The sequence below is a fragment of the Aquimarina sediminis genome, from assembly GCF_002895435.1.
Taxonomy (GTDB): Bacteria; Bacteroidota; Bacteroidia; order Flavobacteriales; family Flavobacteriaceae; genus Aquimarina; species Aquimarina sediminis.
Map to the genome: position 1 here is coordinate 96,508 of NZ_POYJ01000014.1, position 23,670 is coordinate 120,177.

Sequence of the window (23,670 nt, forward strand, 5' to 3'; positions counted from 1 at the left end):
AGCTTTACACTTTTTTGTTTTTAAGGGTGTAATTCAGAGCTTCTTTTTCTATTTCAGCAGTGGATTTCCTTTTGTTTTGTAGTAACCAATTATCTAATTTACCTTTGGAAAAGAAAATAATCTTTCCGTTAGGTTTGGAATGAGGAATTTCACCTGAAGCTGTAAGTTTGTACATGTAACTCCTTGATATACCTGTGTAATCGCAAGCTTCATCAAAGGAGAATACTGTTTTAGAACTTAATAATAGTTTTTCTATTCTATTAAGCCTTTCATCTAATTTTATATTGTCCATTATTTATGGTATTATAGATTAATAATGAACAAAGCGCTTTGTTTTTATTCTACTTTTTGTAGTACTATGAGACAAATAAACAATAAAAAGAAAAGAAATCTAAATTAGATGGAATTGCTGTAAATAGTGAATTCCGGAAAAAAAAAAGACATTTTTCTGGGGCTGTTTTTTTTGAGAGGAGTTTGACGGAATTTTCGTTTTTTTATTTATCGTAATTGATTTTTTCAGGAAAAAATTCCGTCAAAATGGGTTTTCAGTTTAACAAAATTTTAACTCAAGTTGTTAGTGAGAATTATTGTTAGAGTTCCAAATTTGGGATAATATTAGCAGCTTCTTTCATCTTAGCATCAATAATTTTAGCATATATCTCCGTAGTTCTTAATTCTTTATGCCCTAGTCGTTTTGATACTGTATAGATATCAGCACCATTTTCTAATAACAATACAGCGTTGGTATGCCTGGCACTATGAAAAGTAATATGTTTGGTAATTCCGGCACGCATACACCAACGTAGTATTTCAGCATTGAAATGCGCACCGTATTTCAAACCAGTAAAAACACGATCACTTTCATTTTCTCTTTTACCAAGGAGATCCCGAGCTTGCTCGGATATATATAAGTATTCCAATCCATCCGTTTTTTTCTGTCTAAAAATTACTCTAGAACCGTTATCTTCATCTCTAACTTCTGACCAGATCATTTTGTTAATGTCGGACCAACGTAAACCCGTTAGGCAACTGAAAAGAAAAGCATTTTTCATAACAGGGTATTTACAATTTGCTGTCGCCATTGCTTGTAATTCAGAATAGGTGAGATACTCTCTTGTCGATTCTCCTTGTTCAAATCCTTTTACAGATTTGACTACATTGGTGTCTATATATCCTTCGTTAAAAGCTTCTCTTAGAGCTGCACGTAATTTATTGAAGTATGTGTATTTTGAGTTTTGAGATAGGGGAGTGCCACCTTTTGTTTTAGCTTCTTTATCAAGGTGTTTTTTAAAACCTTTTACAAAATCTTCATCAATATCTGCTAATGTAATGGTAGGTGAACAATAGCGTTCTAAATGTTTATATGCGGCATCCCAATTGTCGTAATTACCCTTACTTTCATATCGATCTTCTTTAAGTTTGCTGTAATACTCTAGAAATGAAGTTTTAGATTTATTGGAGTTTTTAATATTGAATTTCCCTTTAATAATATCTGCTTGTCGCAATGCTAAGATCTGCTCTGCAAGCGAGAAGATTTCTTTAGTTTCTTTCTTTTCTTGAGCAGTTTTTGGATTCTGTAGAGGATATAACTTTAGGTACTCAAAATCTCGATTGTACTTATTCACTCCATTATTATCTACATAGTGTCCTTTATAGTATTCAATATAGAGGCTAAATCGATCATTCTTGATTTTCTTCTTTTTTAGGCTTACTTTCATTATATAGTTAAAAGGTGAAAGTATTTTCACCTTTTAACTATATATTTATCTCAAGGTGAAAATAAGATGAAATAAAAGTACAAAAATAAGTTGAGCAAAGGAAAATATAAATAATGATAATTGATTTAAAATATTGTTATATACGCTTTTAGTGTAATTTTGGTTTCCTTTAGTTTCTATAATTACTTCCCAATACAGAAATTAGCAAAAATATTACCAAGCAAGTCATCACTAGTAATTTCACCGGTAATCTCTCCAAAATGGTATAATGCCTGACGAATATCTATAGCCATAAGATCTCCAGAAAGCCCCGAATCCAATCCATATTGTACTTTTTGTATTTCTTCCAAAGCCTTTAAAAGCGCATCATAATGTCGTGTATTTGTAACTATAGTTTCATTATTACGAAGAGCTCCGGTATTAACAAATTCCAGAAGCTTATTTTGCAATGCTTCAACACCTATATTTTGTTTGGCCGACAGCAGATGTATATTGTCAATCTCAGATTTTAAATCTTCAATCTGGTCGTTATTAAGCTTGTCTATTTTGTTGGCAACAACGAGTAATGGTTTTTGTGGATACTTATTTTTGATCTTTCCAATTTCAATTTTTAGCTCTGTTACACCTTCTTGCGTTAATTGTGAACTATCAATAAGGTAGATTACTACTTGGGCTTGCTCAATTTTTTCAAAAGTTTTTTTGATTCCAATGTTTTCGACTACATCTTTAGTATCTCGAATTCCTGCTGTGTCTATAAACCTGAAACCAATTCCTCCAATAGTAATCTCATCCTCTATAGTATCTCGAGTAGTTCCTGCAATTTCTGATACTATTGCTCTTTCTTCATTAAGTAGCGCATTCAGAAGAGTTGATTTACCCACATTGGGTTCTCCAACAATAGCTACAGGAATTCCGTTCTTAATCACATTTCCAACCGCAAAAGAATCAATGAGGCGTTTCAATACTTTGGTAATTCTGGAGATGAGATCTTTAAACTGAGTGCGATCAGCAAATTCTACATCCTCTTCAGCAAAATCTAATTCTAATTCTATTAAGGAAGCAAAATTTAATAACTCATCTCTAAGGTTTTTAATTTCACTAGAAAAACCACCACGCATTTGCTGCATTGCAATCTGGTGCGACGCCTCAGAATCTGATGCTATAAGATCCGCAACCGCTTCGGCTTGTGATAGATCTAATTTTCCGTTAATAAAGGAACGCAATGTAAACTCTCCTGCATTAGCAATTCGACACCCACTTCTTAGTAATAATTGAATAATTTCTTGTTGGATATACACAGAGCCGTGACAAGAAATTTCTACTGTCGGTTCTCCAGTATATGAATTTGTTCCTTTAAATAGCGAAACTAATACTTCATCTAGTATTCTGTTGTTGTCAATAATATGCCCCAGGTGTATGGTGTGAGTTTTTTGGGTTTTTAGCTCTTTCCCGCTCACTGATCTAAATAATGGGGAACAAATAGTAATGGCATCTTTACCAGAAACTCTAATAACCGCTATAGCCCCAGCTCCAGATGGTGTTGCTAAAGCTACTATGGTGTCTTGTGCGATCATATGCTTTATATATAAAAGGCAAAAATAGACATTAATAAGAGTAATTTAAATATTGATTGCTAAACTTTTTTGAAGAGTTGTTTTTCTTTTCTATCTTGTAACACGAAGAAAAAGAGATACTTGCGTTGATGAGTGATTTCTTTCTTTAGGAAAGTAAAAAGGATACTAGAAAAATTGAAGTTTTGTCTGATTAAAATTAGATAGACTAATTAATGGAATATAACTTTATTGTTGTCAAGTGCATACTAAAGATTTTATGTGCTAACTAAATTTAATGTCTAACTAATACTAATTTAATCTTAATTCACATGAATTACACTAACACAAACTCAATTTCTCTTAATTTCGGATATTCTGCTCGACGGATCTGTATGCTTATATGTACAGTATTCATGCTTTTACCCTTTATAAATTTTGCTCAGGATGAATTACCTAGGCATTACAAAGATTATAATATGAGTATACAATCTGAAGGTATACAAAATAAAGGGCGAACTGAAGTTATTACAAGAACCATTTCAGAAAAAGGGGCTATTTGGTTACGGTTATTTTTTAAAGATGTAAATCTTGGAAGTTATAGTACTTTAACAATAACATCAAAATTGGATGGAGCTAAACAAACATTAACATCGTCAACTATTAAAGATTGGAAAAATACTACTGCCTATTTTAATGGAGATGAAGTAACGATAGAATTGACAGTTGCTCCAGGTGAAAAAGCAATAGGGTTAAAAGTTCATGAGGTAGGAATAGGAGAAGAAGACCCAAGAACAAAATCTCAATGTGGATCTACTGATGATAGAGTTGACTCTACAGATAATGCAATTGGGCGAATAGTGCCCATTGGATGTACAGGTTGGATTATTACCAACGGTAAACTTGTAACAGCGGGACATTGCCTTACTAGCAGAGCTCAGATAATAGAGTTTAATGTGCCTAAGTCAAATCCAGATCGTACCATTGTACATCCTGGACCAGAAGATCAATATCCGATGAGTAATTTTGTATCACCTTATATAAACAATCCAAGTCAGGCTAATGATTGGGGAGTGTTTACGGCTGGTGCAAATTCACAAACAGGACAAACCCCAATTCAGGCGCAAGGTAAATCATTTAATGTAGTACAAACTAATCCTGGTAGTAATATTACAATTACAGGATTTGGTACAGATACAGGAATCGACAATCAAACACAGCAAACCCATACAGGACCATTATCTTCTGTCACAAATACTTTTGTACGTTATAGAACAGATACCACAGGAGGAAATTCTGGAAGCCCAATAATAGATTCGGCAACAGGAAATGCAGTGGGTGTTCATGCATATGGTGGATGCTCTGGATCAGGAGGATCTAATTCTGGAGAAAGAGCAACCATTCCTGCCTTTTGGGATGCCATGGGGCTTGGCGGAAATCCAGATCCAGGTTGTACAGGTAACATAGCTTCTTTTCCTTATAGTGAAAGTTTTGAAGGTACTATTGGAGACTGGTCGCAAGATACAGGAGATGACCTAAATTGGACTGTAGATTCTAATGGTACCCCCTCTAATGGTACAGGACCAAGTAGCGCCATTGATGGAAATTCATATATATATGTTGAAGCTTCTGGAAACGGAACAGGATTTCCTTCTAAAAGAGCAATTCTTAACTCACCATGTTTAAACTTTTCGAGTATTAGTGCTCCTAAATTAAAATTCCAATACCATATGATAGGTAGTGCAGTAGGAACATTGAAAGTAGAAGCAAGAACCAATAATACAGGGTCTTGGACAAGTGTGTTTACCAAAACAGGAGCGCAGGGAACAGGCTGGAATGCGGCTGATATTAACCTTTCTTCATATGCTGGGAATTCGAGTGTACAACTAAGATTAAATGTTGTTACAGGAAACAGCTGGCAAGGAGATATTACTATAGATGCGTTGAGTATAACTGGTGGTACGGTAAATCCAGGGTGTACTACCTTAAACTTTAACGATTTTACCATTACAGGATTTGCTACTCAAGATGTTGCAGGTAACTATTCAATACAAAATGGAGGTGCTGCAATTTCTATGCAAAATAATACCTGGAAATATATCTCTATGAATTATACGGTAACAGCAAATACTGTAGTAGAGTTTGATTTCAGTAGTACTTCGCAAGGAGAAATTCATGGTATTGCATTTGAAAATGATAATACATTGACCTCTACAAGATGCTTTAAAATACATGGTACACAAAACTATGGAGTAACTAATTATGATAATTATACTAGTGGTACTAAAAAATACATTATTCCTGTAGGGAATTTCTATACAGGCAATATGGATAGGCTAGTGTTTATTAATGATTTTGATGCAGGTAGTGGTAATACTTCTGTATATAGTAATGTAAAAATATATGAAGGATCTTGTGGACAATCAGCATTAACAGAAAGTGTAGCACAGTTAGAAGCAATTTCACCAATATTTGGAGATGAAGATGAAGGAGACCTTGCTACTTTGAGTATAAGACCAAACCCAGCCAAAGATGTATTCTCATTGCATGTAAACAAGTATGCAAAAGGAAATATAACGGCAACTATATATACAATTCTAGGGCGTAAAAAAGCACAGATAACAATGCAGCCTGGTATCAACACTATTTCTGCACGAAACTTGTCACTGGGTAGAGGGATCTATCTAATAAAAATTGATAGTAGTACAGGAGAATCCGCTACCAAAAAGCTAATTGTTAACTAATTGTAATATCAAGAAGACATTAAGTTTATTCCTAAAAAGCATCTCGAAAATAACGAGATGCTTTTTCCATTTTTTGAGAAAAGATATTATCTCAAATTTTGAATTATTACTATAAGTTTCAACCCAGGGTTCTATTAAGTGTCAATACTACCTTATTAGACTATGCTATTGGGGGTTGTGTGCAAAAAACGGATTAAAACGGGGAAATTTTAGTATTGTTTATCATTTTTTTTTGAGGAATCGTTTTTCTTTTCTAACTTGTATAGTGAAATAGAGTGATACTTGTAGTATTAACCAACTTACCCCTTCAAAACAAAAAAGGAATAGAAAAAACAACTAGTTTAATCTGATTAAAATTAGATGACTGGTTAGTGGAATACAATGTTGTTAGATCCAGAATGGTGTAACAATTTTTTTACTAACTAAAATTTGATGTCTTATCAAAAACTAATTTTAATCTTAATTCCTATGAATTACACAATCAAGAACTTAAGTGATTTTAACCTGGGCTATTTTAAACAAAAAACCTGTATACTAGTCTATACAGTTTTTATGCTCATTCCTTTTGTAACATTCGCTCAGGACGAACTGCCTAGGCATTATAAAGACTATGATGTCAATATAAAGTCTGAGGGGGTGCAAAATAGAAAACAATCAGAAGTCATATCACATACTATTTCAGAAGAAGGAGCTATTTGGTTACGTCTTTTTTTTAAAGATGTAAATCTTGGAAACAATAGTACATTAACCATAACATCAGTATTGGATGGTGCAAAGCAAACCTTAACTGCTGCAACGATACATGACTGGAAAAATACAACAGCATATTTTAATGGAGATAAAGTTATTATAGAATTAATGATTGCTCCAGGAGAACATGAAATTGGAGTAAATATTAATAAGGTAGGAGTAGGAGAAATTGATCCCGCAGTAAGAACCATTTGTGGTCCCACTGATGATAGAGTAGACTCTAATGATGATGCTATTGGAAGATTAGTACCTGTTGGGTGTACCGGTTGGATTATCTCTAATGGGAAGCTGGTTACTGCCGGGCACTGCGTAGCCGGTGGTTCTGCTGATATAATAGAATTTAACGTGCCTAAGTCTAATCCTGATCGTACCATTGTACACCCTGGTCCAGAAGATCAGTATCCTGTTAGCAGTTTTATATCGCCATATCCGAATGACCCTAGTCCTGCTACTGATTGGGCAGTATTTAGAGCAAGCGAAAACTCTGAAACGGGTAAAACACCACTAGAAGCGCAGAATAAGGCATTTAATGTAATGCAAACAGACCCAGGGGATAATATTACAATCACGGGATATGGTGTGGATGATGGAATCGATAACCAAACCCAGCAAACGCATACAGGACCATTAGTAGAAATTGATAATACTCATGTGAGATATAATACAGATACTACTGGGGGAAACTCTGGTAGTCCTATCATTGATGCCGCTACAGGTAATGCCATTGGTGTGCATGCTTATGGGGGATGTCCATGGACTGGATCCAATTTCGGAGAACGAGTAACAATACCTGCCTTTTGGGAAGCTATGGGGCAGGGTGGACCTACAACGATATGCTCGGGGAATGTTTTTTCTTTTCCTTATGATGAAAGTTTTGAAGAAGGTCTAGGAAATCATTGGGTAAATAATCAAGATGATGATGACTTAGACTGGATCACGAACTCCGGTGCTACTCCTTCATTAGGCACTGGTCCCAACAGTGCTTTTGATGGAGATTCGTATATCTATGTAGAAGCTTCTGGAAATGGGACAGGGTCTTCTTTTAAAACAGCAATTCTTAATTCACCCTGTTTAAACTTTTGGGTTCTTGATGCTCCCAAATTAAGTTTCCGATATCATATGTTTGGTCGTACAGTCGGAACATTGGCAGTAGAAGCCAGAACTGATGACGCAGGAGATTGGACAACTGTATTTACAAAAACAGGTATGCAAGGTTTTGATTGGAAAACTGCAGAAGTCGATCTTTCTGCCTATGCCGGTAACTCAAGTGTGCAATTGAGATTTAATGTGGTGACAGGAAGTAACTGGCTGGGAGATATCGCTATAGACGCGGTTAATATTACAAACGCTAATGGATTTCCCCCTGAATGTGATGATGTAGATTTCAATGATTTTACAATTGAATCGTTCGCTAATCAGGATGTAGTTGGTGATTTTTCTATTCAAAGCGGAGGAGCTTCACTTTCACTACAAAATAACACTTGGAAATACATTGCTATGAATTATATTGTAACAGAAAACACTGTTGTCGAGTTTGATTTTAGTAGTACTTCTGAGGGTGAAATCCATGGAATTGCTTTTGAAGATAACAATGGACTCAGCCAATCAAGGGTTTTTAAAGTTCATGGTATTCAGGATTATGGGATCACTAATTTTGATGACTATATCGGGGGCACCAAAAGATATGCAATTCCTGTTGGAAATTTCTATACAGGTAACATGGATAGACTTGTGTTTATAAATGATTTTGATGCTGGTAGTGGTAATACTTCAGTATTTAGTAATATAAAAGTCCATGAAGGCTCTTGTGATCAGTCATCGATAACGGCAAAGAGTCTTGTAGCGCAGTTGGAATCGGTAACGGCAATAATGGGAAAAGAGGGTGAAGGAGATTTGGCATCTCTAAGTATTAGACCCAATCCTGTCAAGGATGTATTTTCGATACATTTAAGTCAGTATGCAAAAGGAAATGTAACTGCCACTGTCTATTCGATTTTGGGAAGTAAAAAAGCTTGGATCAATCTAGTACCAGGAGTAAATATGATTTCAACTCAAAATTTATCATTGAGTAGAGGTGTATACCTCATTAAGATCGATAGTAGTACAGGAGAATCTGTTACTAAGAAACTAATCATTAATTAAATAATAATATAGGTAAGACATTATATTTTAGTTGAAAGCATCTCGTTATTATTTTCGAGATGCTTTTTTTGGGGGATACTTAAGCCAGAAACTCAGAGAATAGTTCTGTAACAAAATACTATTGTTTGCGTCATATAGATAAAGGTTGCTAATATTTTTAGCAATCATCAATCATCAATCATCAATCAAAAAAGTAGAAATTATGAAAGAAGACAGGTCACTATTGGTCATTACGCATTTATCACAATTATTAGATCTCGTTACCGGGTTCGGCGGATTCATAATCCCGTTAATATTATGGCTGACTCAAAGAGAAAGAGTTTTAGCAATGGATGAACATGGAAAATCAATTATGAATTTTCAAATAAGTATGTTTATCTATGCTTTAATATGTATTCCGCTAACATTAGTATTTGGTTTAGGAGCATTAGGTATGGGGATCATTGCTGTATTGTGTGTTGTGTTTCCGATTCTCAATGCAATAAAGGTTAATAATGGTGAACGACCATCTTACCCTTTATCAATAGACATTATTAAATAGATTTTTTTTATTTTTTTTTTAGACCATCGTTGCCTTAGGTAATGATGGTTTTTGTATTTGTTATAAGGTGTTTATAACCAGTATGTTGTTTGTTTTTTTTATTTTATCCTTTATTTTTATATTTTATTTTTTTTAACATAAAATTTCCTCAATACAGCGCTCTTACTGAGTTCAACCATAAATGAATACATATATAATCATTATATTAGGAATTGGTAAGTAATGATGAAAAGGAAGAAATATATGAAAGTATGGAGTGTAAGTATTAGATGGTTTATAGCAATATTATTTCTTTATCATACAGGTTTCAGTCAGGAAAAAATAAGCATAGATTATACAGAAAGTACTGTTTCTCGTTTAATTAAAAATGACAGTATTGTAGAGGCTCGAATGCTATTAGACAGTGTATATAATATTGGAAAAAACTCAGTTAATAAAGAGTTTTTGGTGTTATATAATTACAAGTATGGATTAATATTTAATAGCTCAGGGAGGTATAAAGAAGCGCTAGCCTATTTGACCAATGCTCAAAAGATTTCGAACAAACTTCTTGATAAACCCTATGAATCTGGGATTTTAATGATGATTTTGAGAGTTTATAGAGAAAGCCATATGCATAAGGAGCTAGATAGTTTGTATCCTATTGCTGTTCGCAGAAACAAACAAAACAATGATATAAGAAGCTTTTTTAATCATACTGATTATGTGATTAGTTGTATGAATAGAGGGCAATATAAAAATGTAATACGTACAACTGAGCAGGTTCTTTCTGATCTTGATCAGGTAGATTTTAGTAAACAAAGCCCGCGAGTTCAGCTTTCGGCAAATAAAGTTCTTCGAAACGAACTTAAATTGTATTTGGCCATTGCATTAATTGAAGAGAAAAAAGAATATAAAAAATCATATAAATTACTTAATCAATTAGAAACAGATTCTCTTTTCTTTGTAAAAAGAGAAAGAGATGAATATTTAAGATTAATCAAGCAGTATAAAGCACGTTACTTTTATGAATATGATAAAAATATCGACTCTGTATCTTATTATCAGGCACTGTCTAATAAATATGAAGAAATCTACATAAGAAAGTTAAAGGAGCGAGCTTCGAATGCAGATACCTTTATTTATGAAATAGCTAAAAACAAAAGCGATATAGAACAGTTGTCAGTTATAAACAACAAAAATGTTCAACTAAAAAAGAACTATATTCAGATAAGTTTTTTAATTGGTTTTTTGTTAGTGCTGGCAATCATTTTTAGTGTCTATGTATACAAATCAAATACTCATAAAAATAGGATCAACAGAGAGTTAAAAGAGAAAAACACGGAGCTTTTGGCGGTTGATGAAGAGAGAAATCAGTTTTTTTCTGTGATAAGTCATGAATTAAGAACGCCCATATATACCATACAAGGTCTAGTTGAGGTAATGGAGGATGCAAAAAACGAAAGTCAAAGAAAAGAATTTCTAAAAACACTCAAGTTTTCCAATAACCATTTATCAGGATTGGTAAATAACGCATTAGAGTACTCCAAGTTTCGATTAGGAAACGTAAGATTGAATAAAGATGCTTTTTTTTTAGATGAGATGTTATTAGAGATTTGTAATTCGTTTGCCCATCAACTTAGCCAAAGCAACACAGAATTACATGTCAATATCTCAAAGGATGTAGAGACAAATGTTATTGGAGATCGGTTAAAGCTTTCTCAGATTTTTATCAATCTTATTTCTAATGCTATTAAATTTACTTCGAATGGAAATATTTGGCTGAATGTAATACGGATTGCAAATACCAAGAATAAGACAAAGCTTCATTTTGAAGTGAAAGATGATGGTATAGGTATCAAAAAAGAGCTACAATCTGATGTGTTTAATGGATTTAAAGGAATACAACACATTGACAAACATAATGGAGGCTCTGGACTTGGGTTGTATATTGTAAAAAGATTTATCGAAGACTTGTATAAATCTACTATCACTTTGGAGTCAGAGCAAAATAAGGGGACTACTTTTTCTTTCGAAATAGAATTGGAAAGAAACTTAGAAAAAAAATCTCCTCCTTCGATGGTAAAAGATGAAGATTACAAAAATGTATTAAAGGGATATAATATGTTGGTGGTAGATGACAATACGATCAATCTGATGATAACAAAAAAAATACTAGAAAATGCAGGTGCAGTTTGTATAACTGCGAATAATGGTATTGAGGCAGTAACATTGGTACAAGAAAATAGTTTCGATATTGTTTTTATGGATATCCATATGCCTGAACAAGACGGTTTAGAAACAACAAAAAAAATAAGAGCATTTAATGAAGATGTGATTATTATGGCACTTACAGCTGTTGATTTAGAAAATATGGTTACCCAGATCTATAAATCTGGGATGAATGGTATAGTAACCAAACCTTATAAGCAAAGTGATTTGTTTCAAAAGATATTGTCGTTTACGAAGTCAAAAAAATGAGCTTTCAAAAAAGAAGAAAGCTCATTAGAAAAAAAAGTAGATGTATTATGTTTTAGTGTTGATTGATTCTAAAATCCGGATAAGCATCCATACCATGTTCGTGACTATCTAACCCATCGATTTCTTCTTTTTCAGAAACTCTGATACCAATAGTTTTCTTTAGTGTATATATAATAAGGAATGCTGAGGCTAGACAAAACCCTCCAACGATTATAATACTAAGACCTTGAACTAGGAACTGATCGAATCCTGCTTTGGCTCCAAAGATACCAACAGCGAGAGTACCCCAGATACCGCAGATTAGATGAACAGCAATAGCACCTACAGGATCATCCAGTTTTAAACGATCAACTAAGGCTACACCCAAAATAATGATTATACCGGCAAATAGACCAATGATAACAGCTTCATTAGGAGTCATTAGATCTGCTCCGGCAGTTATTCCTACTAATCCTCCTAGAATACCGTTTAAAAACATAGTAAGATCATAGTTTTTGTATAATATAGTAGAAAGCACGAATGCACCAACACCTCCTGCCGCGGCGGCAAGACAAGTAGTAACTAGTACTAACGATGTGGTCTCTGGGTTGGCAGAAAGTACCGACCCTCCATTAAAACCAAACCAGCCTAACCAAAGGATAAGAACCCCTGCGGCTGCCAAAGGTATATTGTGCCCTGGTATTGCTTGTGGTTTTCCTTCAGTACTAAATTTACCTATTCTGGATCTTAATAAGATAATAGCTACAAGAGCGGCCCATCCACCTACAGAATGCACCAGAGTAGAACCTGCAAAATCATAAAACCCTTCAGCTTTGCCTATGACCAAAGTAGATAAAAAGCCCTGTCCCCATTGCCAGGAGCCTACTATAGGATAAACAAGTCCTACGTATAATATTGTAAATATCATAAAAGCTCCTAGTTTAATACGTTCGGCAACAGCGCCAGATACTATAGTTGCAGCAGTAGCAGCAAACATTCCTTGGAATAAAAAGTCTGTCCACCAGGTGTAGCCACCATCCGCATATTCTGGAGTCATACCATTCTCGGGAGCTGCAATCCCGAATCCTGCAAATTTAAGGAATCCAAAATCTCCTTCTTCAAATCCTGGATACATAAGATTAAACCCTCCTATATAATACAATAGTAGCCCTACACAGATGATAAATACATTTTTAAATAATATATTGATAGTATTTTTTTGACGAGTTAGCCCTATTTCTAAAAAAGAAAACCCTAAATGCATGAAAAACACAAGTGCAGTACACACCATCATCCATACGTTGTTTATAGTTAAAAATTCCATTGTTTAATTACTTTTTATGTTGTTTTTGACTGTATAATTTTATAATCGATAAAGATTGTTAGTTTAATGTGTCTCCTCCTTTTTCACCAGTACGAATCCTATATGCTTCTTTGATATCAGAGATAAAAACTTTTCCATCTCCAACTTCTCCTGTTTTTGCAGCTTCCAGAATAGCATCTATTGCGGCTTTTTCAAAATCATCATTTACAACAATTGATATGTATCTTCTTTGTATATCAGAAGTACTATAAGAAATACCTCTGTATACACTTCCTTTTTGTTCATGTCCCACACCGGTTACATCCCAGTATGAGAAAAACATAACACCTTTATTATGTAAAGCTTCTTTTACAACACGATATTTAGACCTCCTGATAATCGCTTCAATTTTTTTCATAAAGAACAAATGTTAAAATTAATGTTAAACCTGTTCAAAAGTATATGTTTTTGATTTTAACCACTAAAAAAATAGGGTATTGATTTTAATTTTTATCATTTATAATAAATGACCCCGTAAAAATTAGGGGTATTTTATTTTTCAGTTCAAAAAATGATAATTTGATACTGCCAGATTCCGGTGATTTTAGCGAAAACGTTTTCGTTTAAATTTATGATTATCAGTTGTCTGTAATACTTATAAAAATCACAGATTTTTACAAAAAACACATTATCAGATTCATAATTAGAAGTCATTATTTTATGATTATAATATTCAAAAAGGTGTTTTTTTAGAGAGCTCAGAAAAGTGATGTTGAATGATTCTATTTTCTTTTTCCTTCCTTAATGATTTGTTAATTTCATCAACTTGAAACACTTTTAGAATTGGAAAATATTATGAAGAAACAAGGAATGTATCTACCAGAATTTGAACACGACGCATGTGGTGCCGGATTCATATGTAGCCTCGAAGGGAAAAAATCAAACGATATTATTCATAAAGCTTTAGAGATTCTTGAAAAATTAGAACATCGCGGAGCGGTAAGTGCGGATGGGAAAACAGGAGATGGAGCAGGAATTCTTATCGATATTCCTCATGACTTTTTTATAGAACATTGTGATTTTGTATTACCCGAAGCTGGTGAGTATGCGGTTAGTAATGTTTTCTTACCTAAGAAAGAAAATCAAAGGAAATTTTGTATCGATACATTCGAGAAGAATATTATAGATCAAGGACTTGTTTTGTTAGGATGGAGAGATGTTCCGGTAGATTATAGCCACCTAGGAGAAATTGCAGCAACAACAGAACCTTTTATTAAACAAATATTTATTGGCAAAGAGAATAGTGATCAAAGTTACTTTGACTTTAATTTAAAACTGTTTACCGCAAGAAAAATTACAGAGCACACCATATATGAGTCTAAACTATCCGAAAGTAAGTTTTTCTACTTGCCAAGTTTGTCTACTAAAACTTTGATATTCAAAGGGCTATTAATGCCGGAGGATATTAAACTTTATTATACAGATCTAATGGATCCTAAAGTAGTGACAAGACTAGCTTTGGTTCATCAACGCTTTTCAACAAATACATTTCCAACTTGGGATCTGGCACAACCTTTTAGGTATATGTGTCATAATGGAGAGATTAATACCTTAAGAGGTAATGTTACCAGAATGCGATCCAGAGAAGAGTTACTAAAGAGTGAGTGGTTTGGCGATGATATTAAAAAAGTATTACCTGTTGTACTCAAAGGTAAGTCTGATTCTGCATCTATGGATATGGTAGTAGAGCTATTATTGATGACAGGAAGGTCGCTACCCGAAGTAATGATGATGATGGTACCCGAAGCCTGGGAGAAAAACCCAGAAATGTCTGAAGCAAAAAAAGCTTTTTATGAATATAACTCCTGTACAATGGAGCCTTGGGATGGACCGGCATCTATACCTTTTACTGATGGTAACTATATAGGAGCAGTATTAGATAGAAATGGACTTAGACCTTCTAGGTATAGTGTAACCAAAGATGGGTATGTTATTATGTCTTCAGAAACCGGAGTAGTTGATCTAGAACCCGCTAATATCGATTATCATGGTAGATTGGAACCTGGTAAAATGTTTTTGGTGGATATGAGTGAAGGCCGCATAATTAATGATGAAGAAATCAAAGAAAAAATAGCTTCAAAACATCCTTATAGAGAATGGCTGGATAAGAATTTGGTTCATTTAAAAGATATTCCATACAATGATTGTCCTTTGTTTTTGGGAGAAGAAACAGTTGCAAAGCGAAAAGAGGTATTTGGATATACCCAAGAAGATATAGATACTATTATTGCTCCTATGGGGCAATTAGGAAAAGAACCAATTGGTTCTATGGGATCAGATACACCGATCGCAATACTTTCAGAACGCCCACAGTTGATTTATAACTATTTTAAGCAATTGTTTGCCCAAGTAACTAATCCACCATTAGACGGAATTCGGGAAGAGTTAATTACGGATATTAGTTTAACATTAGGAGCTGATCATAATATATTTGATGTTAACGAGAAACACTGTAACAAACTAAAAATTCAAAACCCCGTAATATCTAAAGAAGATCTTGATAAAATAAAAACATTTACTGATAAAGGTTTTAAAGTAACTTCTATCCCAATGCTCTATAATATCAATAGAGGGCTAAACGGTTTAGAAGATGCTCTTGAAGCATCCTTAAAAAGCGTATCAGATGTCATTGATGAAGGAACAAATGTCGTAATTCTTTCGGATAGAAATGTAAGCAAACACAGAGCTCCGATTCCGGCACTATTAGCATGTTCTTATGTAAATAGTGGATTACAAAAATTAGGGAAACGTTCTAAAGTAAGTATCATTATAGAGTCTGCAGAACCTCGTGAAGTCCATCATTTCGCATTGTTGTTTGGATATGGAGCAAGTGCTATTAATCCATATATGGTTAACGAAATTATTAGAGAACAAATAGATGAAAACAATATTACTGATCTAACTTTTGAAGATGCTATATATAATTACAACAAAGCCGTTGGAAAAGGTGTGTTGAAGGTAATGAATAAGATTGGTATTTCTACTTTGAATTCATACAGGTGTTCTCAATTATTTGAGTGTATTGGTATTAACACTAAAGTGGTAGACCAATATTTCCCTAATACCGCTACCCGTATTGAAGGTATCGGATTGTATGAAATAGAAAAAGAAATTGCTAAGCGCCATAAAAGAGCATATGTAGAGCAGGAGGTAGCAGCAAATTTGAGTTTAGAAATAGGAGGGCAGTATCGATGGAGACGTAATGGAGAAAAACATCAATTCAACCCATTATCTGTTGCCAAATTACAAAAATCGGTTAGAGATAATGATGCTAAAACATATGCCGAATATGCAAAACTGATCAATGAGCAATCAAAAGCGTTAATGACAATTCGTGGCTTACTAGAGTTTTCTAATTATGATCCTATTTCAATTGATGAAGTAGAGCCTTGGACAGAAATCGTAAAGCGTTTCAAAACGGGTGCAATGTCATATGGATCTATAAGTAAGGAAGCTCATGAAAACCTTGCTGTGGCGATGAATCGTATCGGTGGAAAAAGTAACTCAGGAGAAGGAGGAGAAAATCCACTTCGTTTTTATAAAGATGTTAATGGAGACTGGAAAAACAGTGCCATTAAGCAAGTAGCTTCTGGTCGATTTGGAGTTTCTTCAAATTATCTAACAAGTGCCAGTGAGATTCAAATTAAAATGGCGCAGGGAGCCAAACCAGGAGAAGGAGGACAGTTACCAGGACCAAAAGTAAATCCTGAAATAGCAAAAACTCGTAACTCTACGCCTTATGTTGGGCTGATATCACCACCACCGCATCACGATATTTATTCTATAGAAGATTTATCACAACTGATATACGATCTAAAATCAGCTAATAGAGATGCTAGAATAAATGTAAAATTAGTATCAGAAGTAGGAGTTGGTACTGTAGCTGCTGGTGTAGCCAAGGCTAAGGCAGATGTCGTTCTGGTTTCTGGTTTTGATGGAGGTACAGGAGCCTCTCCTCTTACATCATTGAAGCACGCAGGTTTACCATGGGAGTTAGGTATTGCAGAGGCACAACAAACACTTGTTGGTAACAACTTGCGTAGTCGAATTGTATTAGAATGTGACGGGCAATTAAAAACGGGACGTGATGTCGCGATAGCATGTTTGTTAGGAGCAGAAGAGTTTGGTTTTGCTACGGCACCCTTGGTAGCTTCGGGATGTGTTATGATGCGTGTATGTCATCTTAATACTTGCCCGGTAGGGATTGCTACTCAAAACCCTGAATTACGTAAAAAATTTAAAGGTAAGCCAGAACATGTTGTAAATTACATGTATTTCGTAGCTCAGGAGTTACGAGAGATTATGGCGCAATTAGGGTTTAGAACCATCAATGAAATGGTTGGACAAGTAAGTAAATTAGACCATAAAAAAGCAATTGATCATTATAAAGCGGCAGGTGTAGATTTAACACCCATTCTTCATCAGGTAGATGTACCATCTGGTACGGCAATTCACAATACAGAAGAGCAAGATCACAATTTAGAAAAGTCTATAGATTTTAAAATCATAGAACAGGCACATCCCGCATTATTCCGTAAAGAAAAAACAGCGTTGGATTTTGATATCTGTAATACGGATAGAGCAGTAGGTGCTATTTTAAGTAATGAAATCTCTAAAATATATGGCGCGCAGGGATTACCAGAGAATACATTGAAGTTAAATTTCACTGGGGCTGCCGGACAAAGTTTTGGAGCATTTGCTACTAAAGGATTGACTATGGTGGTCAACGGAAATACAAATGACTATTTGGGGAAAGGGCTTTCTGGAGCTAAATTGATTATCAAAGTTCCAGAAGAAGCAAGTATTGTTCCTGAAAAAAATGTTATTACAGGTAATGTAACTTTATATGGTGCCACAGCCGGAGAAGTATATATAAACGGTAAAGCCGGAGAAAGATTTTGTGTTCGTAATTCTGGAGCAAAAGCTGTAGTTGAAGGAATAGGAGATCATGGGTGTGAGTATATGACAGGAGGAGTTGCAGTTATATTAGGTGAAGTAGGAAGAAATTTTGGAGCAGGTATGTCTGGAGGTATAGCTTATATCTATGATCATAAAAAAACATTTGAGGCGCATTGTAATAAAGAAGCACTTAACCTCGATCCCGTCAAGGAACAAAAGGATGTTGAGGAACTCAGAACATTAATCGAAAACCATTATAATGCTACATTAAGTCCTCTGGCTCAAAGAATTCTGGAGAATTGGGAAAGTGAATTGCCAAAATTCATTAAGATTTTCCCAGAAGAATATAAGCAAGCATTGATACGATTAAAAGCAGAAGAAAAATTAGCACAAGCATAAAACGATATTGAACATGGGAAAGATAACTGGATTTTTAGAATTTGAAAGAGAGATTGAACAGTACCAACCTGTTAAGGATCGTATAAAAGGATATAAAGAGTTTACGGTAGAAATGCCCGAGAAAGAACTCAAAAACCAAGGAGCAAGATGTATGGATTGCGGCATCCCATTTTGTCATAGTGGATGTCCGCTCGGGAATTTAATTCCCGATTTTAATGATGCTGTATATCGTGGTAAATGGGAGAAAGCGGCAAAAATATTGCATTCGACAAACAATTTTCCTGAATTTACAGGGAGATTATGCCCTGCTCCTTGTGAAGAAGCCTGTGTGTTAGGAATAAATGAAAACCCTATTACCATTGAGAATATAGAAAAAAATATAGTAGAGCAAGCTTTTAAGAATGGTTGGATAACTGCAAATCCACCAAAAGAAAGAACGGGAAAAACAGTAGCAATTATAGGATCAGGACCAGCAGGTTTAGCCACAGCACAACAATTAAATCGTGTAGGGCATTTGGTAACTGTTTTTGAGAGAGATGAAAAAGTAGGTGGGTTACTGCGTTATGGGATACCTGATTTTAAGTTAGAAAAACAAGTAATCGACCGTAGAGTTGCAGTTTTAGAGGAAGAAGGAATCATATTTAAGACTAAAACAGCAATAGGTAAAGATATTAAAGCAGACCAACTCAAAGCTGATTTTGATGCGGTAGTATTGTGTACAGGAGCCACGGTTCGTCGTAATTTACCGGTTAAAGGATCCGATCTCAAAGGTGTAGTACAAGCCATGGATTTTTTACCTCAAAATAATAGGAGAGTTGATGGAGTCAAGGATTTAGGAGAAGAAATACTAGCGACTAACAAGGATGTTATAGTTATTGGTGGAGGAGATACAGGATCTGATTGTATAGGGACTTCCGTTCGTCATGGAGCAACTTCTGTCACTAATTTTGAAATTATGGGCAAAGGAACCCTAGCACGTCCTGCGCATCAACCTTGGCCATTCTGGCCAATGAGATTACGTACAAGTTCATCTCATCAAGAAGGAGTAGATCGTAATTGGAGTATCTCTACCAAAGAATTTTTGGGAGACAAAAATGGTAATCTTATAGGATTGATAACTATAGAAGTAGAATGGGTCAAAGAAAATGGTCGTTTTACTTTAAAAGAAATAGAAGGTACCGAGAAAGAATGGAAATGTGAGTTGGCATTATTGGCATTAGGGTTTACGGGATCAGAAACTACCATTGCAGAGCAACTTGGTATTGATATGGACGCCAGAACAAATATAAAAGCAACAGAAGAAAACTATAAGACCAATATCAAAGGTGTTTTTGCTGCGGGAGATACTCGTAGAGGACAGTCTCTAATTGTTTGGGCTATAGCAGAAGGTAGGCAAGCGGCACACCATGTGGATACTTACTTAATGGGAGCTTCTAATTTGCCACTTAAAGGAGAAGGAGATTTGCCAAGAATATAAAAACATACTACCAAGGTTATGCTGTAAGTGATTTCAGCATCTAAAATCTTGTGAGTTTTTTTGTTAGGAAGAGAGAGCTACTTTTTTAAGTGGCTCTTTCGATTATTGATCGTCTTTAAAAAGGTAGTTTTTTTAAATCTACATTTCCTCCTGAAATAACAATCCCAACTTTTTTATTTTTAAATTGTTCTTTATCTTTTAACAAAGCGGCAAAGGCTACTGCAGATGAGGGTTCTATAACTATTTTCAAGCGTTCCCAAACTAACTGCATTGCAGCAATAATTTCTTGCTCTTCTACTCTAATGATTTGATAAATATGTTTTTGTATGATAGGAAAATTAATATCGCCTAATTGTGTTTTTAATCCATCCGCAATAGTGTTAGCGGTTTTATTAGTTTCTATAACTCCACTGCGTAATGAGCGATATGCATCATCAGCCTCATAGGGTTCTCCTCCTATAACTTTACAGTCATTTCCATAAAAATGAGCAGCTAGTGCCGTTCCGGCTATAAGCCCGCCGCCTCCAACAGGAGTAAAAATATAGTCAAGGGCTGTATAATCCTGAAGTAACTCAATGGCAGCGGTTCCTTGTCCAAGAATAACATCAAGATCGTTTGATGGATGTATAAAAGTAGCTCCTTTTTCTTTTTGAATGAGAGTAGCGGTTTGTACTCGATCTTTTAGAGTTGGGGGGCATTCAATAATTTCTCCCTCATATTCTTTTACCGCTTCTTTTTTAACTTGTGGAGCATCAGAAGGCATTACGATATACGCTTTTACTCCTAAGCTTTTGGCAGCCAAAGATAATGCCTGAGCAAAATTACCCGAAGAGTGTGTAACCACACCTTTAGATTTCTGAATTTCGGATAGTTTCAAGATAGCGCTAGTGGCTCCTCTCATTTTAAACGCGCCCATTCGCTGAAAGTTTTCGCACTTAAAAAAAAGTTGAGCCCCAGAAATTTTGTTAAGTAAATTAGAAGTTAGTATAGGAGTTCTGTGTATGTATGGTATGATACTTTGATGACAATTTTGAAGCTCTTGAATAGTCATTATTGGAGAGGTATTAATGAGTGATTAAAAATAAATAGAAAATAGATGTACTGAAAGATATGCTAGTTTTTTTAACTTTCACTACCTTTTTTTCCTATCAATAATGTATTTGTACCCTGAACGTTATTGTATTGTGTAAATTCAACATTAGGATTATCCATAGATTTTATGAGTTCTATATTTGTATTTTCTTTTAGGTTGATACCAGCATTAAATAGTACATATCCCGTAGGACGTATGAGAGACATGATTTTTGCCCAGAATGTTAGGTCATAAAACTGCTGTGGTACCTTATTATCTATAAAGATATCTATGATGATAATATCGAATTGGGTAATGCATTGATCTATAAAACCATACGCATCATCACAGATGATTCTTAGATCACTTGTGTTTTTGATACCAAATTCATTCTTTGCAATCTCAATAATTATTTCATCGATTTCTACAGCAGTAATACTTCCAGAAAAACTAGTACTATTCCGAAGCGTCTGTATTATACTTCCTCCTCCCAGACCTAATAATAATATTTCTCCTTTAGGGGGAATACGTATTTGAGAGAGACCATAGTTGAGCAATTTTTGTAATGTCCCGTACGAATGATTAGCATTCTGACTATCTAATACTTTTTTACCATTCATCCAGGTAAGCTCTAATGTTCCATTAATTTTGGAAGGAATCTCTTTGGTAAATGGCCATAGATAACTTAGCAATTTTTTCATAAATTATTTAGGGTACTATTTTAATTCCAGCCTAATTTTTTTCGCTCCTCCCAATACTCAGAGGGTTTTGATCTGAAAGATTTTAGGATTTCAATTTCATTAGTGTTTAATGTAAAATTTGATACTTTAAGATTATCAGTTATATGATCAGAGTTTGCTGCCCCACTGAGAACTTTGTAGGGTTGTATACTATCTATACAGAATCGTAAAGCAATTGCATCGATACCCACTTTATATTTGTCTGCTAGCTTTTGTAAAATTTGGTAAAGGGGTTGGTAGGTAAGGTAGTTATCATTAGGAAATAAACGTCCATTAGCAAGAGCCTCTTTAATGATTACTTTATTGTGTTGCTCCTTTAGTGTATCCATTATATCGTTTAGGCTCTGATCAAGGACGTTATAAGTAACCTGAAATGCATCAAATAGTGAATTACCTTCTATAACAATATTTAATGTTTTTTTTATGACTTCTATTTGATTATCCCCTGTTGTGGTTATTCCCATAATCAAATTGTGTTTTGATTTTAATTCGTATAATCGTTTTAAGATTTCTTCATTTTCTAAAATACCAGAATCAAAGGTGGCAGAATGAACCTGATAGATCTTCAAATAAGGTAATAATTTTTGTGACTGTAACCATTGCTCATTAAGTTTAGTGAGGCTATGTTCTTTTATTTCATGAGTGGTGGCAGTTGGATCAAAATTTGCCACATACGTATATCCCCACTTTGTTGCCACTTCAATATCAGGGTCTTGTTTTGTTTTTACCCAATCTAGCAGCAATTCCTCTGCCAGACCATATCCAGGGGCAGTATCAAAATAACGAATACCATTTTGATATGCATATTCTAAAGTATCTCTGCCCTTATTACGAAACTCTTCAAGAGAAATTGATGCTCCTTCTTCTTGCCTAACATTAATATACTGAGGGCGTCCTATGGCTGCTGTACCTAATCCAATCAGAGGTTTTACTGTATTCATATTATCTTGTAGTGTCCAGTTTTATATAGTATCGTACCAAGTTAATGTTTTTGCCCAAAGAGTATGCTTAAACTTTCTGCTAAAAAAACCAAAATGCCCAATTTTTGTAGTTTCTACTTCACTTAGTTGTATTATTTTAAATTCCTTATCTGATTTCTTAAACAAATCATGAATTCTCATGATAGCTGGTTTTGTTCCGATTGGATCATCTTCAACCCCAAGTGTAAGAAGTTTTGACTCACATACATCATAATAAAAGGTAATACCAATAGCTTCCATCTGTTTTTGCATATTAGCATGTTTTCTTCTATTGTTCCATTGTTTGATTACACCTTTGGGAACATCTTCTAGTAATCCTAATCTTTTACCGGGGAAATAGCCAAATAGATTCGTTATCATAGGAAATACAATATGCCACAAAATATAGATTTTTGTTCTTTGTTCTTTTGCCCAGTCCTTATAATAGGCTGTTTGTGCACCAATATTGATAATACCACTGATTTCTGTGCTTTTTGGTGTCATTCCAATAATGGTTCCGCCAATACTATGACCTAGTATCACTATTTTATGATTAGGAAATTTACTTTTTGTATAACTGATAACTCCTGAAAAATCTTTTTGTCCCCAATCCGTAAATGATGCTTTAAAGCCTCTGAGTTTTTTGGGTCGTGAATCTGCGATACCTCTATAATCATAAGTCACCACATTATATCCATTTTCAGCCATATAGGACGCATAATGATGATACAATTTTTTTTCTACTGCTGTTGCGGAATTAATGATCAGGACCTTGTTTTTATCAATAGATTTATCACACGGATAAATTTTTCCTGATAAAAGAAAGCTATCTATAGCCGGGATATTTACCATGTAGAGATTTGTTTTGGATATAAAT

General features: G+C 34.5%; 15 protein-coding genes. 6 read left to right on the forward strand and 9 right to left on the reverse strand.

The features are described from left to right. Positions 1-4: 4 nt before the first annotated feature. From C1X07_RS22025 to mnmE, 3 genes are all read right to left on the reverse strand, one after another. On the reverse strand, positions 5-292 hold the full coding sequence (locus tag C1X07_RS22025) for a helix-turn-helix transcriptional regulator (protein ID WP_103072211.1): 288 nt from the start codon (positions 290-292) through the stop codon (positions 5-7). A 298-nt stretch (positions 293-590) separates the two neighbouring features. After that, a complete protein-coding gene (locus C1X07_RS22030; protein WP_103072212.1) occupies positions 591-1,718 on the reverse strand; it encodes a tyrosine-type recombinase/integrase in 1,128 nt (375 codons plus the stop codon). Between the two features lie 182 nt (positions 1,719-1,900). Next, entirely contained in the window at positions 1,901-3,292 is a 1,392-nt protein-coding gene (gene mnmE, locus C1X07_RS22035) for a tRNA uridine-5-carboxymethylaminomethyl(34) synthesis GTPase MnmE (protein ID WP_103072213.1), read from the reverse strand. Positions 3,293-3,600: 308 nt separating this feature from the next. Between mnmE and C1X07_RS22040 the strand changes: the two genes are divergently transcribed. The 4 genes from C1X07_RS22040 (at position 3,601) to C1X07_RS22055 (ending at position 11,905) form a co-directional block, all read left to right on the forward strand. Next, a complete protein-coding gene (locus C1X07_RS22040; RefSeq protein ID WP_103072214.1) occupies positions 3,601-6,012 on the forward strand; it encodes a trypsin-like peptidase domain-containing protein in 2,412 nt (803 codons plus the stop codon). Between the two features lie 468 nt (positions 6,013-6,480). Further along, positions 6,481-8,904 (forward strand): trypsin-like peptidase domain-containing protein, encoded by a 2,424-nt coding sequence (locus C1X07_RS22045; RefSeq protein ID WP_164914230.1) that lies wholly within the window; start codon positions 6,481-6,483, stop codon positions 8,902-8,904. 202 nt (positions 8,905-9,106) lie between these two features. Next, on the forward strand, positions 9,107-9,445 hold the full coding sequence (locus C1X07_RS22050; RefSeq protein WP_103072255.1) for a DUF4870 domain-containing protein: 339 nt from the start codon (positions 9,107-9,109) through the stop codon (positions 9,443-9,445). 243 nt (positions 9,446-9,688) lie between these two features. After that, entirely contained in the window at positions 9,689-11,905 is a 2,217-nt protein-coding gene (locus C1X07_RS22055; RefSeq protein WP_164914231.1) for a response regulator, read from the forward strand. Between the two features lie 52 nt (positions 11,906-11,957). Here C1X07_RS22055 and C1X07_RS22060 read toward each other — a convergent pair whose 3' ends face one another. Together C1X07_RS22060 and C1X07_RS22065 are read right to left on the reverse strand one after the other, a co-directional pair. Continuing rightward, a complete protein-coding gene (locus tag C1X07_RS22060) occupies positions 11,958-13,208 on the reverse strand; it encodes an ammonium transporter (RefSeq protein ID WP_103072217.1) in 1,251 nt (416 codons plus the stop codon). A gap of 58 nt (positions 13,209-13,266) precedes the next feature. Then, a complete protein-coding gene (locus C1X07_RS22065) occupies positions 13,267-13,605 on the reverse strand; it encodes a P-II family nitrogen regulator (protein ID WP_103072218.1) in 339 nt (112 codons plus the stop codon). A 437-nt stretch (positions 13,606-14,042) separates the two neighbouring features. Here C1X07_RS22065 and gltB point away from each other — a divergent pair, with 437 nt between their 5' ends. Both gltB and C1X07_RS22075 read left to right on the forward strand, forming a co-directional pair. After that, positions 14,043-18,545 (forward strand): glutamate synthase large subunit, encoded by a 4,503-nt coding sequence (gene gltB / locus C1X07_RS22070; RefSeq protein WP_103072219.1) that lies wholly within the window; start codon positions 14,043-14,045, stop codon positions 18,543-18,545. Between the two features lie 13 nt (positions 18,546-18,558). Beyond that, the gene (locus tag C1X07_RS22075) at positions 18,559-20,022 is read left to right on the forward strand and encodes a glutamate synthase subunit beta (protein ID WP_103072220.1); all 1,464 of its coding nucleotides are present in this window, start codon (positions 18,559-18,561) and stop codon (positions 20,020-20,022) included. A gap of 115 nt (positions 20,023-20,137) precedes the next feature. Here C1X07_RS22075 and C1X07_RS22080 read toward each other — a convergent pair whose 3' ends face one another. The 4 genes from C1X07_RS22080 to C1X07_RS22095 all read right to left on the reverse strand — a co-directional run bounded on the left by C1X07_RS22080 (position 20,138) and on the right by C1X07_RS22095 (position 23,645). Beyond that, positions 20,138-21,073, reverse strand: coding sequence for a threonine ammonia-lyase (locus tag C1X07_RS22080; RefSeq protein WP_103072221.1), 936 nt, complete (start codon positions 21,071-21,073; stop codon positions 20,138-20,140). Between the two features lie 71 nt (positions 21,074-21,144). Beyond that, on the reverse strand, positions 21,145-21,795 hold the full coding sequence (locus C1X07_RS22085) for a spermine/spermidine synthase domain-containing protein (RefSeq protein ID WP_103072222.1): 651 nt from the start codon (positions 21,793-21,795) through the stop codon (positions 21,145-21,147). Positions 21,796-21,815: 20 nt separating this feature from the next. Beyond that, entirely contained in the window at positions 21,816-22,775 is a 960-nt protein-coding gene (locus C1X07_RS22090; protein ID WP_103072223.1) for an aldo/keto reductase, read from the reverse strand. Between the two features lie 21 nt (positions 22,776-22,796). Further along, a complete protein-coding gene (locus C1X07_RS22095; RefSeq protein WP_103072224.1) occupies positions 22,797-23,645 on the reverse strand; it encodes an alpha/beta hydrolase family protein in 849 nt (282 codons plus the stop codon). Positions 23,646-23,670 lie beyond the last annotated feature (25 nt).